The sequence below is a fragment of the Streptomyces sp. NPDC059037 genome (genome assembly GCF_042740015.1).
Classification (GTDB): Bacteria; Actinomycetota; Actinomycetes; order Streptomycetales; family Streptomycetaceae; genus Streptomyces.
The window spans coordinates 11,943-27,570 of sequence record NZ_JBHYIG010000114.1; the positions used below are offsets into that span (position 1 = coordinate 11,943).

Annotated in this window: 16 protein-coding genes; 7 read left to right on the forward strand and 9 right to left on the reverse strand. The window is 70.4% G+C overall.

Annotated elements, in window-relative coordinates; genetic code table 11:
- Positions 1–240 precede the first annotated feature (240 nt).
- A complete protein-coding gene (locus ACFWY6_RS23245) occupies positions 241–636 on the forward strand; it encodes a hypothetical protein (RefSeq protein WP_384693469.1) in 396 nt (131 codons plus the stop codon).
- A 98-nt stretch (positions 637–734) separates the two neighbouring features.
- Here the strand turns inward: ACFWY6_RS23245 and ACFWY6_RS23250 are convergent, their stop codons facing one another.
- On the reverse strand, positions 735–935 hold the full coding sequence (locus ACFWY6_RS23250) for a hypothetical protein (protein ID WP_384693472.1): 201 nt from the start codon (positions 933–935) through the stop codon (positions 735–737).
- Positions 936–1,115: 180 nt separating this feature from the next.
- On the opposite strand from ACFWY6_RS23250, the gene ACFWY6_RS23255 reads away from it, so the two are divergent.
- Positions 1,116–1,424, forward strand: coding sequence for a hypothetical protein (locus ACFWY6_RS23255; protein ID WP_384693517.1), 309 nt, complete (start codon positions 1,116–1,118; stop codon positions 1,422–1,424).
- Here ACFWY6_RS23255 and ACFWY6_RS23260 read toward each other — a convergent pair.
- Genes ACFWY6_RS23260 through ACFWY6_RS23275 form a run of 4 tightly spaced genes read right to left on the reverse strand, consistent with a single transcriptional unit; the run spans position 1,318 to position 4,377 of the window.
- Complete coding sequence (locus ACFWY6_RS23260; RefSeq protein ID WP_384693475.1) at positions 1,318–2,430, reverse strand: serine hydrolase domain-containing protein; 1,113 nt, start codon at positions 2,428–2,430, stop codon at positions 1,318–1,320. The genes ACFWY6_RS23255 and ACFWY6_RS23260 overlap by 107 nt on opposite strands.
- A complete protein-coding gene (locus tag ACFWY6_RS23265) occupies positions 2,427–3,359 on the reverse strand; it encodes a DUF6895 family protein (protein WP_384693478.1) in 933 nt (310 codons plus the stop codon). Before ACFWY6_RS23265 ends, ACFWY6_RS23260 begins: the two co-directional genes overlap by 4 nt.
- A complete protein-coding gene (locus tag ACFWY6_RS23270; RefSeq protein ID WP_384693481.1) occupies positions 3,356–4,189 on the reverse strand; it encodes a hypothetical protein in 834 nt (277 codons plus the stop codon). Before ACFWY6_RS23270 ends, ACFWY6_RS23265 begins: the two co-directional genes overlap by 4 nt.
- A complete protein-coding gene (locus ACFWY6_RS23275) occupies positions 4,186–4,377 on the reverse strand; it encodes a hypothetical protein (RefSeq protein WP_384693484.1) in 192 nt (63 codons plus the stop codon). Before ACFWY6_RS23275 ends, ACFWY6_RS23270 begins: the two co-directional genes overlap by 4 nt.
- A gap of 403 nt (positions 4,378–4,780) precedes the next feature.
- On the opposite strand from ACFWY6_RS23275, the gene ACFWY6_RS23280 reads away from it, so the two are divergent.
- Positions 4,781–4,918, forward strand: a complete 138-nt coding sequence (locus ACFWY6_RS23280; RefSeq protein ID WP_384693487.1) for a hypothetical protein — start codon at positions 4,781–4,783, stop codon at positions 4,916–4,918.
- An 838-nt stretch (positions 4,919–5,756) separates the two neighbouring features.
- On the opposite strand, the gene ACFWY6_RS23285 is transcribed toward ACFWY6_RS23280, so the two are convergent.
- On the reverse strand, positions 5,757–6,047 hold the full coding sequence (locus ACFWY6_RS23285) for a DUF1330 domain-containing protein (protein ID WP_384693490.1): 291 nt from the start codon (positions 6,045–6,047) through the stop codon (positions 5,757–5,759).
- A gap of 188 nt (positions 6,048–6,235) precedes the next feature.
- On the opposite strand from ACFWY6_RS23285, the gene ACFWY6_RS23290 reads away from it, so the two are divergent.
- Together ACFWY6_RS23290 and ACFWY6_RS23295 are read left to right on the forward strand one after the other, a co-directional pair.
- Positions 6,236–7,138 carry a LysR family transcriptional regulator gene (locus ACFWY6_RS23290; RefSeq protein ID WP_384693493.1) on the forward strand — a complete coding sequence of 301 codons (903 nt, stop codon included), beginning with the start codon at positions 6,236–6,238 and terminating at the stop codon, positions 7,136–7,138.
- A gap of 441 nt (positions 7,139–7,579) precedes the next feature.
- Positions 7,580–7,702 carry a hypothetical protein gene (locus tag ACFWY6_RS23295; RefSeq protein ID WP_384693496.1) on the forward strand — a complete coding sequence of 41 codons (123 nt, stop codon included), beginning with the start codon at positions 7,580–7,582 and terminating at the stop codon, positions 7,700–7,702.
- 285 nt (positions 7,703–7,987) lie between these two features.
- Here ACFWY6_RS23295 and ACFWY6_RS23300 read toward each other — a convergent pair whose 3' ends face one another.
- Entirely contained in the window at positions 7,988–9,304 is a 1,317-nt protein-coding gene (locus ACFWY6_RS23300; RefSeq protein ID WP_384693499.1) for a hypothetical protein, read from the reverse strand.
- Positions 9,305–10,383: 1,079 nt separating this feature from the next.
- On the opposite strand from ACFWY6_RS23300, the gene ACFWY6_RS23305 reads away from it, so the two are divergent.
- Both ACFWY6_RS23305 and ACFWY6_RS23310 read left to right on the forward strand, forming a co-directional pair.
- A complete protein-coding gene (locus tag ACFWY6_RS23305) occupies positions 10,384–11,517 on the forward strand; it encodes a substrate-binding domain-containing protein (RefSeq protein WP_384693502.1) in 1,134 nt (377 codons plus the stop codon).
- 150 nt (positions 11,518–11,667) lie between these two features.
- A complete protein-coding gene (locus ACFWY6_RS23310) occupies positions 11,668–12,369 on the forward strand; it encodes a heparin lyase I family protein (RefSeq protein ID WP_384693505.1) in 702 nt (233 codons plus the stop codon).
- A gap of 27 nt (positions 12,370–12,396) precedes the next feature.
- Here ACFWY6_RS23310 and ACFWY6_RS23315 read toward each other — a convergent pair whose 3' ends face one another.
- Positions 12,397–14,682: an arylsulfatase gene (locus tag ACFWY6_RS23315; RefSeq protein WP_384693507.1), complete on the reverse strand. Its 2,286-nt coding sequence runs from the start codon at positions 14,680–14,682 to the stop codon at positions 12,397–12,399.
- The gene (locus tag ACFWY6_RS23320) at positions 14,675–15,394 is read right to left on the reverse strand and encodes a TetR/AcrR family transcriptional regulator (protein WP_384693509.1); all 720 of its coding nucleotides are present in this window, start codon (positions 15,392–15,394) and stop codon (positions 14,675–14,677) included. Before ACFWY6_RS23320 ends, ACFWY6_RS23315 begins: the two co-directional genes overlap by 8 nt.
- Positions 15,395–15,628: the final 234 nt, after the last annotated feature.

Genomic DNA, 15,628 nt, shown 5'->3' on the forward strand with positions numbered 1-15,628 from the left:
GGGGGTGGGGTGGGGGGGGGGGCCCCGGGGGGGGGGGGGGGGGGGGGGGGCGGGGGGGGGGGGGGGGGGTCTCACCCCCGGCCCCCCCAACCCAGTCGGTTGCCGGCGCGCTCCAAACCCCCCCCCCGCGAAACGGACCGCGACTTTGCGAACCGGTTCGCCACCGCCCTGTTTCACCTCAACCGGTTGATGCCGCACGCGACCGCGGTCGGGCCCTGCAGTCCCCATCCTGGAGATCGCATGAAGACTCATCTCACCGCCGCCCTCGGTTCCATCGTGCTGACCGCGGGCACCTTGCTGGGCGCTCCCGCCGCCGGCGCGCAGACAGCCCCCTACCCGAGCACCCCTTTCGACGTCACGATCGGTGCCAGCTCCGTCCGCGGCACCCTGACTTGGCGCGACCGGTCGGTCGGGGCCGCTGGAACACACCGGGCCGTCGGCTGCAACAGGGTGTGGTTCAGCACGTACGGTGCCTCTGGCAACGAACTGGGCACTTGGAGCAGCGGCACTCGGTGCAATGTGACGTACCAGTTCAATGCCGTGTCCCCTGCGGATGTGCCCGGCGGGGCGGCGTCCGTCAGGATCTGCCTTGATGCGAACACGGCACTCAAGTGCGAGTGGTACAACCGGCCCTGACCCACCCGGCCGGCCGGGCGCAAGACCCTCAGCGCCATGCGGCTGGCCAGCAGTTCTGACGGGTCATCACCAGGTGTCCGGCCGTTCCCCGTTCGCAGTCATCGCAGGATCTCGATCTGCTGACTGGTGCCGCTGGTGTTCCGGCGGAATTCGCGGCTGTCGTCCAGGGCAGCGCGGCCGGGGCGGTGCGCGGTGGGGTCCGCGATCAGGGCGCGTACTCGCTGCGCCGGACGCAGCGAGACGAGAGCCCGCGCGGCGACCATCGATCGCCGCTTGGCCTCGCGCCCCGCATGGGCCACTCCCGCCACTGCCGCGGTCGCGAAGGCGCCGTCCAGAGCGCCGTGTACCGCCGCGCCGGTGTCCCGGTCGGGGGCGTGGTAGGGGTAGTCGGGGTCGTCGCTGTCGTGGGCTCCACCTCGCGCGGGCTGACCTTCTTGCCGGCAACGTTTGTCATGAGGCCGATCCGGCCGAGCAGAGTGATGCCGCCGTCCTCCACATCCATCGTGGCCAGGTCGCCGGTCGTCCCGGAACCGAAAGGTGTACGGGTGCGGGCAACGAGTCGGCCTGGAACAACTCGTAGGGAGCTGGGAAGCCTCACGTTCAAGGAGTACGCAGAGAAGTGGATCTCACGTAGGCGAAGGATCACTGGCTACTCGACGGGCGATGGGATGCGGAGCATGCTCAAGAACCACATCCACCCCGCCCTCGGGTCTCGGAAGATGCCATGTGTGGATTGCATGCCGAGGCCTGTGCCAGCGACCACAGCTCCAGATACGCCCGCTGGATGAACGTTCCGGTCAGGGCGGGGTTCGTGTTGGCCAGGGCGGTGAGGGCCACGCCCGTCTGCGGGCTGAAGCCCGCGAAGGTGGTGAAGCCCCGGGTGCCCCCGGAGTGGTGGTAGAGGTCGCGGCCGGGCCGGGGTCTGATGTTCCAGATGAGGGCGATGCGGCGGCCGGTGCGGGGCAGGGCGATGCGGGGTGTTGTGACGTCCGTGAGCGCGGCGCGCAGCGTGCCGGGGACGGTGGAGGGCGCGGTCGCGGGGTCGGCGAGGGCGTCGAGGGTCGTGAGGAGGTCACGGGCGCTGGCTCGGCCGGCTCCCGCGCCCGGCATGGCGGGTATCTGCCAGCGAGGGCGCGCCCGGCCGTGCCAGTATCCGGTGGGCTGCGGCTGGTCGGGGTCGCAGCTCGTGCGGGTCAGGCCGAGCGGGTCCAGTACGCGGGCGGCGAGCAGGGGGGCGAAGGTGCCGCCGGGGCCGTGGGCGGCGTGGGTGAGCAGGGCGCCGAGCAGGCCGACGCCGAAGTTGGAGTAGCGCACGCGGGTGCCGGGGGCGGCGCGCGGCCGGGTGCGGGCGAGGGCGCGGCGAAGGTCGGCGGCGGAGAAGTCGGCGTACGGATTGCTGAACCAGGCGGGCGCACCCCTGCGCAGGAAGCCCGGGGGCAGCGAGGGCAAGCCCGAGGTGTGGGTGGCCAGGTGGATGAGCGTGATGGGGGCGCCGCGGAGGTGTGGGGTGGCGGTGCGCGGCAGGAAGCGGGTGATCGGGTCGTCGTACGCGACCTCGCCCCGCGCGACCATCTCGGCGAGGAGCAGGGCGGTGAACGTCTTGGTGAGGGAGCCGATCTCGAAGCGTGTGTCGGGGTCGGCCCGGGCGCTGCCGTGCAGGGTGGTGGTGCCGGTGGCGAGGAGGGCGCGTTCGGGGCCCCGCCGGACCGCGAGGGCGACCGCGCTGGCCCCGGGGGCGGCGCTCCGCAGCGCACCGAGCAGGTCCGTGGCCCAGGCGGGCGCCCCCGTGGTCACCGCTGTTCGGCCGTCCCGCCCAGCGCGCGGGAGACCGCGAGGGTGCCGGCGATCGCGGCGACGACCGCGGTGTGCTGGTGGTCCTTGAACCGTTGTGCGGGGTCGTCGGGTACAGGGTCGCCGTCGCGGGGCACCAGGCCGTCCGCGTGCTGGGCTCCGGCCAGGCGCTCCCAGTCCGCGGGCGCGCAGTACGGCTCCTTCAGACAGCAGCCGACGATCATCAGCTCGGCGACCAGGTCCCACTGCTCGATCTCGGCCCAGATGTCGATCCACACGGGCAGCCAGGTGGCCACGTATGCGGTGAGGTCGTCGGGCAGGCCGGTGGGGGTGCCGCCCCAGTCGGTGAGGTGGAAGACCGTGTGGGTGACGCAGTAGCCGGTCATCCAGTCGATGAGCCAGGGTTCGGGGGCGGTGCCGAGCCAGGTGGCGCGGGTCAGCGTCGGCCAGTCGTAGCCGCCTTCGCCCTGGCCGAGGCCCACGACGCGGGCCGCGTTGGCGACGGCGAGCCTGCGGTTGGGGACGACCTCGACAGCCCGCACCGAGCGCAGCGCGCCGGTGTGGGCGAGCAGCCGCTCCAGCGGTTCGTGGCGGAATCCGCAGCGGGCGAAGGGCGTGTACGTCTCCAGCGGGTCGGTCATCATCGAGTACCGCAGCTGCCGTTCGTAGAGCAGGTCGCCCTCGCCGAGCTGCCGCCAGCAGAACTCCATCAGGTCGCGGGCCTGGCGCAGTTCGACGCTGCCTGCCGCGGACTCGCGGAGTACGAGGGAGGCGGCGAGCGCCGTCTCGCCGAGGGGTTTGTAGACGCTGTCCGGATCGCCGAGGTCGACGGTGGTGTCGGCGGGCAGCGCGCCGTACGCCTGCTGCGCATGCAGCCAGGCCAGGGCCTGTGCGCTCACCTGGTGGGCGGTCCGCGTCACGGAGGCTGTCATGGGGACTCCATCCCGAGCAGCCGCCGGGCGATCGCGACGTCGAGCGCGAGCCGCGGTCCGCCGCCGTGCAGGCGGAGGTGCTCGACCAGGGGTACGGGGTCGAGCGGCAGGCGCACGCCGTCGGCGTGCAGCAGCGCGAGCCAGCGCGTGATGTGGGTGGCGGTGGGGAAGTCGCGGCGCAGCACGGCGCGGGTCGCGCCGCGTGCGAGGGCGAGGGGGGCGGCGCGGGCGGCGGCGTGCACGGGGCTGTCGAGTGCGGGAACGGCGAGCGGGGAGAGCTGTCCCATGCGGACGGACCAGCGCTGCCAGTCGGTGTCGGAAGTGTCAGAGGTAGCGGCGGCGGAGGCGGCGACGTCAGGCCTACTGGAGTCCGGGCCGCCGGTATCGGCGCCGCGGGCCGCACCCTCGGCGTGGTCCGTGAGGACGGGGGCGCCCGAGGGCTGTGGCGCCAGGAGGCCGTCCCCCTCCGTGCCGGCGAGGCGGGCGACGAGCGCGGCGGTGGCCCAGTCCCGCCAGGCGGCGATCCAGGGCTCGACGGGCCCCGACGGCGGGGGGCCGGGCGTGCTCACCGGGGGCGGGAACACGGCGAAGGACTGGCTGACGGCGGCCACGTCCTCGGGGTGGAGGACCGCGTCCCCCAGCAGGTGCGGGGCGAAGGCGTCGGCTCCGACGACCCGGATGGCGGCCAGCGCCGCCTTGGGGTCGTCCGCGCGCTCGACATGCGCGGCCACCAACGCGGTGCCCTCGACGCCGCGCAAGGCATCAAGGGCACCAAGCGCCAGGTCAGCCGCCGAAGCGGCGTACACCGTCTGCGACCGATCAGGACTCACTTGCCCTTCGGCTCCTTCGGCTCCTTCGGCTCCTTCGGCGAGATGAGCAGGCCCAGGAGGAGCGCTCCCGTGGCCTCCGGCGCATACGTCGGCGCGTCGCTGACGGCGGCCTCGGTCTCCACCATGGCCGCGCCGAGCGCCGTGGTGTCCGTCGGAGTGACAAGAAGCGGTGTGTGCTGAGCAAGCATCAGTGCCTCCTCGTGTAGAGGTCGCCACCGTGTCTAGTGACGCCCATACGCCATTTTAGGGCAATTCACCATGATTGTCTGTTTAGTTAGCGGCGAGGTGCGGTCGGGAGACGTCGGCGCCCCACCCGGCCAGTTGTGTCAGCGCCTCGTTGAGCCGTCACACGCGGCCTGCCGGACGTCCGCTCGTGCGGCCCGCGGAACCAGTGCCCGAATTCGTCCATGCCCAACAGGCCCCACCGCAGCCGGTAGAGCGCGAGGGCGGTCGCGTCGGGGGCCCGGCCTGTTCAGCTCGACGTAGTGGGTCAGGTCAGCCGGATCGTCCGGGAGGAGCGACAAGTCCCGCTCAGGGACGGCGAGTTGCACCGTGTCCCGGTCCACGAGCAGATGGCCGTCGTCACACTCGATGACGCTGCCGGGGTGCGGTTCGCCGCGCGGGGCCAGGGGCGGCCGCCAGGGAGAGGTCCGCACCTTCGCCTCGACCACCAACGCCCTGTTGGAGTTGCGGGATTGGCTGGTCGAGCGGAAGGTGACGCTGGTGTGAGCGGTCGCGATTTCGTGGTTCAGTCCGCCATTCCGTGAATCCCCAGGTGAGCGCGCGAGTGCGGGAACGTTCCTCGTGGGGATTGCCCCGGTATGGGGGTCGTGGCGATCGAGGATGTGCTGTTTCCCGGGATCGATGTGCAGGTCACGGCGGTGTGCGCCGCCGCTGAAGGGGTCGTTGTCGAGGCAGCAGCCTGCGGTCGGCCACCGGATTGTCCGAGCTGCGGCTGTACGGGACACCGCGTGCACTCCCGCTGCTGGCGCCGCCTGGCCGAACGCCCGGTGGCGGGCAGGCCGTTGGTGATCTCGTTGCGGGTGCGGCGGCTCTTCTGCGAGCTGGCCGAGTGTCAACGACGGACGTTCGTCGAGCAAGTCCCTGACCTCAGCGAACGGTACCGTCGCGACAGCGTCGGCCTGCAACGCCAGGCCCACAGAGCCCTACCACCTGATCCCCGAAGCAGGGCGGCCGGCTCCAGTGCGCCATCCTGGCGCAGCCAGGCGCGCCCCTGGGCTACTTCAACAACAGAAGAACCGCAGATCGAAACCCCTTGAAAGAGGTCTTGACCTGCAGTTCTTCAAACTGAATATCCGTACTCCGAGCAGCCCCGACGGGGCACACGGCAGATGGATGCAGGATGCGCCCCTGGTCATCGAAGCCTTGTGTTCGCTGGACCGATCTGTCGTGTGAGAAGCGGTTCGCGGTTCGCTTCGGGCGAGGGTGAGTTTCGTCGACGACGAACTGGGACGCGGGGCATGGCTTCGAACTCGTCTCGTGAGTCGTCGTTCAGCACCGTGTGCGTATCAGGTGACGGATGCTCAGCGATGGCTGGGCCCGCCGGTCAGTCGATGCCTTCGCTGATGCGGAAGTCGCGCTCGACGCCGTCGGGGAGGGCCACCAGCGCCTTCTGGTATGCCTCGCTCTCGTATGCCGCGACGGCCTGTTCAAAGCTGTCGAACTCGATCAGAACGACGCGTTGCGTGATTCCGGCCTCGTGGGCGACGACTCGACCGCCACTGGACAGGACGCGCCCGCCCCCAGCCTGGACAGCCGGACCGGCCAGCTTGTCGTAGGCAGTCAGCCTCTCAGCGGAAATGGCGGGGTAGACACTGACCCAGTAGCCCTTAGCCATGGAAACCTCCTGTGTTCGGCCGGACACGTCCGACTTCGAATTGACACTCAGATCGATCGATCCCGGCGACCGGTACTGCGATCAGTTGAATCGCCATATCCGCAGGTTAGGGCTTGATCTGCGGTCGAGGGAAAGACCGGTACGGGATAGACTCAGAACGGATCGTTATCAATCGGCAGGGAGGGCACGTGGCGCCGGATACGGTGAGCCTGCGGTACTTCCTGGTGCTGGCGCAGGAGTTGAACTTCACCCGCGCGGCCGCACGGATCGGTATCGCACAGCCCGCACTCAGCGCCCGGATGCGCCGATTGGAGGCGGAACTCGGTACGGCCCTGCTGGTCCGCAACACGCGTAGCGTCGTATTGACCACGGCCGGTGCGGCTTTGGCGGAGTCCGCGCCGCCCGCGCTGGCGGCGCTGGACCGGGCATGGGACACCGCCCGGAGCGCGGCGGCCGGTGAGCTGGGCACGCTGCGCATCGGATACAGCCTCAGCGCCGGGGCCGAGACGGCACCGGCCCTGGTGGACAGGCTCATTCGCAGCAGCCCGGGACTCGAGGTCGGCGCGGTCCCGATGGCGACACCGGAGATCTCCCCCGCGGTCGCCGACGGCCGCATCGATGCCGGGATCACCCGCGGTGAACAACCGGGCCGTGGCGTGCGCCGGTTCCTGCTGCGGCGTGCGCGCATCGGGGTCCAGCTGGCGCAGCACCATCCGCTGGCCGAACACCCCGAGATCGAGATCGCCGACGCGGCCGCGTATCCGCTGCGACTCCCGGACCGTGCGGCCAACCCCGTGATCCACGATCAGCTGTCCGCACTGTTCCGAGACACCCGACCGCACCCCCGATTCCGCACGCCCGCAGTCTCTTTCGACATGTCTCAGCGCGACCTGCGCGACGGGGTCACCCTCGCCCCGGCCGGAGAAGCCGCGGCCACGGCACAACCGGCCGGTCTCACCTGGCGACCGCTGCGAGGCGCGCCCAGCCTGACGATCCACCTGGTCCTCCCACGCGAGCAGTCGCCGCTGCACCGCCGCATCCGTGCCGTCGCCAAAACCCTGGCGCACGAGCTGCACTGGCTGCCGGACTGACGCGCAAGAGGCCAAGCGAGACGGACGCCTGCGGTGGCGAGGCCGAAGACCTTGCGCCCGGCGGACTTCGCGGTGATGACGACGACGGCGGTCTTGCTGAATGTCCGACACGACCTCGCTACGCCGGCGGATCAGCATCCGATGATGGCCCCGGGTCCGGTCCGAGTCGTACACCACGGCGACGTCCTCTGCTGCCCCGGCTGCCGAACCGACCGACTGCTGCCGGGCCGAAACGATGCTGGCCCCCAACGTCGTCCGCCTCCTGCGGGCCCTGGCCACCGGCACCACCCCGCTCACCCACGACGGGCTGCACCAGGAAGCACCCTGGCGAACTGTCGCCCACCTGCATGACCTGCTGATGGACAGCGGCGTCCTGCCACGCGTCGACCGGCAGCTCATGCTCTATCAGCGCTGGCTGACTGCCGAGCAAGGCGGAGAAAGTTGGGCCGCTCCCAGACCACCCAGACGAAGCAGGAGATCACCCAGGCCGGCGCCTTCCTCACCTGGCTTGCCGACCGAGGCCGCACCGTCGAACACTGCCAGCAGGCCGACCTCGATGCCTGACACACGGAGAAACTGGCCACCCGGCGCCCGGCCCAGACGTTCCTGCGCTGGTGCATGAAGACGAGCCGGATGTCCCGCCTCGCCTTGCGCAACCCGTCACCTGCATCGTTCGCCTCACGGTCGACGACGTCCTCGACGACGGAGCCACCGTCGCCGTCCGGCTGGGAGATCCGTCGTCCCCTCTGCCGGAGCCCGTCGCTGACCTCATGCGGACCTACATCCAGTCCCGCCGGCGTGGTTCGTTGACGTGGGGCCTTCCGCCGGTGGAAGGCCCCACCTCGTGTGCTACTTCTTCGGCGTGACCTCGGGGATGGCTGCCCCGCGTGCCACTCCCGCCTCGAATGCCACATGTGCCAGGCCGGTCGGCGCGTCCGTCCCGACCCGGAGCGGTGCCCAAAGGGTCGCGAACTCACCGGCGTTCAGGTCCAGCGGAATCCGCGCCGTCAGCGTGGTGCCGTCCGCCGACAGCTCACCCAGGGTCCACCAGTTCTGCGGGGCACCGTTGCGACCCCAGTACAGCCGGGGCTCGGTGAACCACATCCCCTGCGGTGCGCGGACGGTGACGGTCTGCGTGCCGATCCGCTCCACGCCGGTGTTCTTCACCGTCACGCTCGGCCAGAAGCTCTCCTGGCCCTGTGCCACGGTCTGCGGGATGCGGCGGTCGGTGATGGTGAGCGAGATCCGGGCCCACTCCGGCAGGTGGTTCTGGCACCGGAAGTAGATGCTGCCGACCTGGAAGGCGTCCTCGGGCTTGCTGGGGTCCCAGCTGTACTGATGGCTGAAGCCGTCCTGGCCCTCGGCCGCCTGCGGCCACACCAGGAAGCGGTAGTAACCGGGTTTCTCGCCGAGTTCGCCCATGTGGAAGGCAGGCAGGTCCACCCAGTCCGCCTTGCTGCTGTCGTTGCGCGCGCGCAGGTACTGCTTCTTCGGCAGCGGGGTGAGCTGCGAGGGCTCGCCGTCCTCGTGCACCAGTTGGTAGTAGACATAACCGTCGGCTTCATCGGGCAGGCGCGGGTTGACCAGGTTGATGAACAGCGTCCGGTCGTGCACGAGGCCGCTGTCCGTGACGTAGCCGAAGCCCGCCTGGCTCCCTCCCTGTTGGTCGGGGTAGCGGTCCCAGCTGTTGTCGTACGGCAGGCGGACGAACGGGCGGCCGGTGCCCTCGGGGTAGTTCTTGTCCCAGTTCGGGTTGAGGGCCTCGACCCGGGGGGCGACGGTGTACACGCTGCCGTTGTCGAGAGTGACCTCAACCTTGATCGAATAGGTCTGGACGTTCTCGCCGCGGACGGTCTTGTCGACGTTCAGGTCGCCGCGGAGGGTGAAGGTGATCAGGTCCTGGTCCCCGACCGTGGCCGTGTCGATGACCTCGAACTCCTGACCCGTGCCACCCTCGCCACGGTCCTTCTTGCTGGTGCCGTGGTCGACCGTGCCCTCGCCGTCCCAGTCGTACTTGATCTCCTTGATCCGTACGCCCTTGGGGGCCGATATCCGGCCGTCGTAGCGGAATTCGCTGTCCCAGGTCGCGAAACGGTTGGCGTACCCGAGGGTGCGGATCTCTACGGCACCGTTGTTGCCGGCCTGAGCGTTACCGGTGGGGCTCATTGCTCTCCCAACGCATCGAGGGGGATCTGAGCTGACCGTGAACGGGGTCGCCACCTGAGGCCAACGTCGGCAGCGGCGCAACCGCGGTCAATGCAACGGACCGTAGTTGCAGCGTCACGCGAACAGAACGGCCTTTCGCGCCAATCGAGGCCATTCAGGCACCACCGGCATGTCGGCGCAACGCCCCAACAAACCAGATCGTCCGAGACGAAGAGCGAATCGGCCCAGATCAATTGAGATCGGGGCCAGATCCTGGAAGACGGGACAACTGACCAATCTTCGATGACACAGCGCATCTCGTGACCTGTCTCAGCGAAGCTTGAGCATTCTCAGCGAAGGTTGAGTGGCCGCTGTGGCGACGCTCGCTCCAGTTCCATCTTCGGCCTTGGGGCCAAGGGAACAGCCGGTATCGGTGAGATTGATCTTGAACGGCGAGAACGCCCATCACCCGTTGAGGCGGTCAGCCAGCAGGCGTCAGCACGGCGCCGTCCTACTGCTCGACGGTCCAGGGCAGTACGACGCAGGCCATCAGGAACCACTCGGCTCGGCTGCCTCAGCCCCATCGAATGCGTGGAGAAGCACCACGCCGACCACGTCGTCGGTTCAAGGATTCGCGACGCACTCAACATGGTGGGTCATCTGAAACAGCTCCAGCAACTGCACCACGAGGCGCGAGTCGACGGATGGCTACCGCTGCGGCTTACCTGGTGGCCCTGGCTCGAGTGAGCATGCGTCGGTCGCGGGCGGGGCGCGGGGCCCGACCTCTTGATCACGGCGGGCAACCCCAAGGCTGTAACCAGCTCCCTCTCCCGATCACGACTGATGCCCCATCAGGAAAGTCAGCAAAGGGTCAGCATGAGTCCGATCAGAGCTGGTTCCAGGTGACGAAACTTGCAACTGCCTCCCGACACCAGAGAACGTGCATGACCTGCATCAGGCTCCCTGCCTGCGTTTTTGCAGGTCAAGGGCTGAATGCGCGTTTTATGTCGCGCCGCGGGTTCCCACCAGGGCCGCACCGCACCACCGGCGCGGAAGGCACTCCTCGGCCATAATTCCGTCACCACGGCGGGAGGAAGCCCATGCGGGAGAGCGTGGACGCCAGGCACAAGCGGGTGCTCGGACTCGTGCGGGAGCGCGGAAGCGTGCGCGTCGTCGAGCTCGCCGAGCGGCTCGGGGTTTCGGTGGAGACCGCCCGGCGTGATGTGGCCACGCTGGCCGAGGCGGGGCGGCTGCGGCGGCTGCACGGCTCGGTGCACTGGCCGACCGCCCAGCTGAGTCCGCACGAGGCCCGGCTTGCCCGCTCGGCGCCGGTGGCCGCGGCCGCGCCTGCTGCTGGCGCCGCGCAGAGCGGTCTCGTCCTTGGCATGGTGGTGCCGGCGACCGGCTACTTCTACCCCGCGGTCATCCGCGGCGCCCGTGCCGCGGCCGCCGCGCTTGGCGCCCGGCTGCTCGTCGGGACGACCGACTACCGCGGCGAGGAGGACACCCGGCGGATCGAGACCCTCGTCGAGGCCGGCGCCACCGGACTGCTCCTGACGCCCAGTTGGGGCATCGAAGGACCGGATCAGGACGCGCTGCGGGAGCTCATCGGCCTCCCCGTCCCCGCGGTGCTCGTGGAACGGCGGATACCGACGGGCTCGCGCGGCGCCGACATCGGCCGGGTCGGCTCCGCGCAGGCGGAAGGTGCCGCGGCGGCGGTGCGCCATCTCGCCGCACTCGGCCACCGGCGTATCGCGCTGCTCTCCAGGACCACGCACACCTCGCCGCATCTGCGCCGCGGCTACCGCGCCGCGATCAGCTCGTTCGGCTTCGCCCAGGACGACCTGTCCCCGCTCGACGCCTCCGGTCCCGGCGGATTCGACACCTTCGAGCGGGACACCGACCGGCTCCTGGAGCTCGCGGCCTCCGACGGCGTGCGCGCCGCGATCGTGCACACCGACGCCGACGCGATCAATCTGCTCCAGCGCCTGACGGCCCGCGGCCTGCGGGTGCCCGAGGACTTCGCGATCGTCGCGTACGACGACGAGCTCGCCGCACTGGCCGATGTGCCGTTGACCTCGATCGCCCCGGCGAAGCACGCGATGGGCGACACCGCCGTACGGCTGCTGCTTCGGCAGTTGACCGAGCCCGATGCCCGGAGCGCGCACATCGAGCTGCTGCCGCGGCTGCGGGTACGCGCGTCGTGCGGAGCCCCAGCGGACGCCGACGACTGACGCCTCGTGCCCGCTTGTTGACCGAATGCTCGACGGGCGTTGACCTCGGTCGACCGGAATCCCAACCTGGCCGAGCAACAGGCCCAGCACCATGAGGCCGTTCCCCCTCCCCTCTCCCCCCTCCCCCCTCCCCCCTACCAGGAGAAGTCCATGCGCATGCGATTCCTCGTCCCCGTGGCGATCGCCGCCACGGCGGCCTCCCTCGTCCTTGCCGCCCCCGCTCAGGCCGCCGTCGAATGGAACGGCGACGCGGACAACGGCGGCACGGCCGTCTTCGCCTCGGTCCTCTGCGACGCGCCGTCGTACGTCTACCAGCCGAACTGGAACGACGGCCGCGGCAAGATCTTCGGCTTCACCAAGCGGCCCGGATCCGAACGGTGTGAAGGGCACGGCATCGCAGGACGCACCCTCTCGGCCGGCAGAACCTACTGGTTCGGCTGGGAGTCGATGACCAAGACCGGCAACGCCCAGACGGTCTTCCAGTGGAAGTCGTGGGGCACCGGCTCGGAGCACGACCAGAACTACCCGGTCATCATGAAGGTCGAGAACAGCGAGTTGAAGATCTGGTACGTCGCACCGGGCGAGGAGTGGATCCTGGTCGGCAGCGTCCCCTGGACGCCGGGCACCTGGAACAGGATCGAGCTCGGCATCAACGCCCAGTCGTCGACCGGCGGTTCCTTCGCCCTGTACGTCAACGGCAAGCAGGTCGCCGACCGGCAGGGCGCCAGGACCTGGGACCTCAAGGGCAATGTCCCGCGCTGGGGCACCTACGGCTCCACCATCACCGACGTGGAGTCGGTGCACTGGGTCGACGGTCTCAAGATGGGTTCGACGCGCGGGGATGTCGACTGACCGACCGGCAGCGGGCAGGGCCGCCCGTCAGTCGCTGTGCAGCGCCGCCCGCAGTTCGTCATCGGCCGACCGCTTGGCCCGCCCCCTCCCCCGCGTGGTGTCGACGACCACCTCGTGCAGGGGGCCGCGCCAAGCGAACGGGGGCCGGTAGCGCTCCGGGTCGACCGAGAGCCCTCGGTCGTGGCCGACGGAAAGACCCGCGCCCCCGTGCTGGAAGGTGTAGGGGAACGGGCCGCCGAGGGGCGTGGTCGCGATGTCCTCGCCGTCCACGTGGAGGACGAACTTCCCGTGTGAATCAACTCTCCCGTCCCCTTGGCCCACGTCGTACCGCACACCCAGCCGGTGCCTGCCCGCGCCGAGCGGTTCGCTCGCCACCACCCGGTCCAGGTCGCCGGCGCGGGAACAGGCGAAAGCGAGGCGGCCCCCGTCGGCGTACAGGACGAACCCGCCGTTGAGGTCGCCGAGCGCGCACAGCACCCCCGCGGCCACCGTGCCGTCCGGCACCTCGGCGTCGGCGGTCAGCTCGAAGCCGCCGAAGAGGAGGGGCAGTGCCTCGTCGTGCACCGGGGTGCCGCCCGGAGCGTAGGAGGCACGGGCGGGTGGCGGCCAGGCCGGCGGGATCATCGCGGTGAGGCGTTTCTGCATGCGGTCGTCGAGGGGAAGGACCTGGTTGCGCTCGGCCTCCGCGTCCCAGAGAGTCACCAACTTCCGTACGACATCGGGGTGTTGGTCCGCCAGGTCGTGCGACTCCGCGAAGTCGTCCGTGAGGCGGAACAGCGACCAGCGGTCGGCCGCGAAGTCGCGGCTGCCCGGCAGGAGCCGCTCCTCGTCCTCGACGCCGCGCGAGACGTGGTCCGTGGTGGCCTTCCACTCCCCGTGCACGATGGAACGGGAGCCGAGCATCTCGAAGTACTGGGTGGGAGTGGGTAGTTGGGCGTGGTCCGGGTCGTCGAGGACGGTCAGCAGGCTGCGGCCGTCCACCGGCTGCTGGGGCACCCCGTCGACCACCGTCGGTGCTTCGATCCCGCATGCGTCGAGGATCGTCGGCATGAGGTCGACGGCGTGCGTGAACGCGGGGCGGATCGCGCCCGGGTCGGGCACACGGCGTGGCCAGTGGGCGATGAGCGGGGCGCGGGTGCCGCCGAGCCACGTGTAGCGCTTCCACAACCGCAGCGGGGCGTTGCCGGCCCAGGCCCAGCCCCACGCGTAGTGCGGATACGTCGCGGGGCCGCCCCAGTCGTCGAGCGCGGCGAGGTTGCGGGCGGCGCTGTCGCCCGAACGTGCGGTGAAGCGGTGCTCGTTGAGGGTTCCGAGGCTGCCGCCCTCGGCGCTCGCCCCGTTGTCGGAGAGGACCAGGACGAGGGTGTTGTCGAGGCGGCCGGTGCGGCGCAGGAAGTCGAGCAGCCGCCCGATCTGGGCGTCGGTGTGGGTGAGGAACCCGGCGTACACCTCCTGCATGCGCGCGAAGATCCGGCGTTCGTCCCCGTCCAGTCCGCTCCAGTCCTGGATCCAGGGCGGGCGGGGCGAGAGTTCCGTGTTCCCCGGCACCACGCCCAGGGCGGTCTGCCGGGCGAAGGTCTCCTCGCGCCAGCGCTCCCAGCCCTGGTCGAAGCGGCCTCGGTAGGGATCGCTCCAGGCGCCGGGCACGTGGTGCGGGGCGTGTGTCGCGCCGAGCGGGAAGTAGAGGAAGTACGGCTTGTCGGGGGTGGCCTGCTTCTGGTCGAGGATCATGCGGATCGCCGAGTCGGCCAGGTCTTCGGTGAGGTGGTAGCCGTCGTCGGGGCCCGCCGGGGGCTCGGTGTAGTGGTTGTCACGGACGAGCCGCGGTGCGTAGTGGTTGGTGTCGCCCTGCAGGAAGCCGTAGAAGCGCTCGAAGCCGTAGCCGAGCGGCCAGCGGTCGAAGGGGCCGGACGCGGTGCGCTCCCAGCGCGGGGTGAGGTGCCATTTGCCGACGGAGAGGGTGGAGTAGCCGGCGTCGCGCAGAACGCGGGGAAGTGGTGCCGCGGACTTCGGGAGGCGTGCGCTGTAGCCGGGGTGGGCGATCGGCAGGTCGACGAGGAAGCCCACGCCGACGGCATGGTGGTTGCGGCCGGTCAGCAGGCTTGCGCGGGTCGGTGAGCACATCGCGGTGACATGGAAGCGGTTGAAGCGCAGCCCGTCGGCGGCCAGGCGGTCCAGGTTCGGCGTCGCCATGTCGGAGCCGTAGCAGCCGAGTTGGGCGAAGCCGAGGTCGTCGAGGACGATGACGACGACGTCCGGGGCGTCGGGGGCGGGGCGTGGATCGACCGGGTGGCGGCGGCCGTGGTCAGTCATCGGTGGGGACCTCCGGTTCGCGTGGGACGTCCGGTTCGATGAGGGCGCGCGTCGCGGGGGCGACGGGCGCGGTGAGGACGGCCACCGCCGCGTCGACGAGGTTCGCGACGAGCAGGTCCGTACGGCGTCCCGGCTTGGCCGCGCCGTGCTGCAGGGCGCGTTCGTGGTCGGCGAGGGTGTGCAGGGTGAGCCCGACGAAGATGCGCCACCGGTCGGCGCGGACGGGTTCGGGGAGCTCGGTGAGGCAGGCGTCGATGCGGGCGTACAGGCGGTCGAGCGCGCGGGTCCAGGTCTCGGCCGCCAGGTCGTACGGGGCGATGTCCTCGACGTACAGGGCCTGCGCGACGAAGCGGAGGAAGTAGCTGGGCGGTGCGTCCGGGTCGGCCGCGGCGTGGGTGATCCGGTCGGCCATGGGGCGGACGAACACCTCGACGAGTCCGCGCAGTTCCTTGCCGCGCCCTTCTTCGTCGAGGACGGCGAGGCGGTGGAGCTGACCCTCGTTGGTCGGGCCGAGCCGGTGTGCGTACACGGCCGTCACCAGACCCCGCTTGTCGCCGAAGTGGTAGGCGACGGCAGAGGTGTTGCGCTGTTCGGCCGCCGCGGCGATCTCGCGCAGCGACACGGCGTGAATACCGCGTTCGACGAAGAGCCGCTCGGCGGTCTCGATGAGCCGGACCCGGGTGGCTGCGGGGTTCTGGTGGGGATCGGCCACGTCGGCAAGTGTGCAGACCTTGCCCCTTCAACGCAAGTGCGTTAAACACTGAACTCGCCGCAATCGCAGGCGAATTGATGGTCAGTCATGGCGGCCAGTCAGAGACGAGGCGTGGCCGCGGGCCCCGTACCCCGGGAACCCCCCAATGCCGGGGGGGGGGGGCGGCGCCCCCCCCACACCCGCGGTGGCGTGTTAAAACACTCACCGGGCCCCCCCCCCACCCAGTGTTTTTAG

Excerpts from the sequence above, each read along its gene's own strand:
- ACFWY6_RS23245 (WP_384693469.1), top strand. The coding sequence starts at position 241 with ATGAAGACTCATCTCACCGCCGCCCTCGGTTCCATCGTGCTGACCGCG.
- ACFWY6_RS23255 (WP_384693517.1), top strand. The coding sequence starts at position 1,116 with ATGCCGCCGTCCTCCACATCCATCGTGGCCAGGTCGCCGGTCGTCCCG.
- ACFWY6_RS23265 (WP_384693478.1), bottom strand. The coding sequence starts at position 3,359 with ATGACAGCCTCCGTGACGCGGACCGCCCACCAGGTGAGCGCACAGGCC.
- ACFWY6_RS23275 (WP_384693484.1), bottom strand. The coding sequence starts at position 4,377 with ATGCTTGCTCAGCACACACCGCTTCTTGTCACTCCGACGGACACCACG.
- ACFWY6_RS23280 (WP_384693487.1), top strand. The coding sequence starts at position 4,781 with ATGACGCTGCCGGGGTGCGGTTCGCCGCGCGGGGCCAGGGGCGGCCGC.
- ACFWY6_RS23285 (WP_384693490.1), bottom strand. The coding sequence starts at position 6,047 with ATGGCTAAGGGCTACTGGGTCAGTGTCTACCCCGCCATTTCCGCTGAG.
- ACFWY6_RS23300 (WP_384693499.1), bottom strand. The coding sequence starts at position 9,304 with ATGAGCCCCACCGGTAACGCTCAGGCCGGCAACAACGGTGCCGTAGAG.
- ACFWY6_RS23305 (WP_384693502.1), top strand. The coding sequence starts at position 10,384 with ATGCGGGAGAGCGTGGACGCCAGGCACAAGCGGGTGCTCGGACTCGTG.
- ACFWY6_RS23310 (WP_384693505.1), top strand. The coding sequence starts at position 11,668 with ATGCGCATGCGATTCCTCGTCCCCGTGGCGATCGCCGCCACGGCGGCC.
- ACFWY6_RS23315 (WP_384693507.1), bottom strand. The coding sequence starts at position 14,682 with ATGACTGACCACGGCCGCCGCCACCCGGTCGATCCACGCCCCGCCCCC.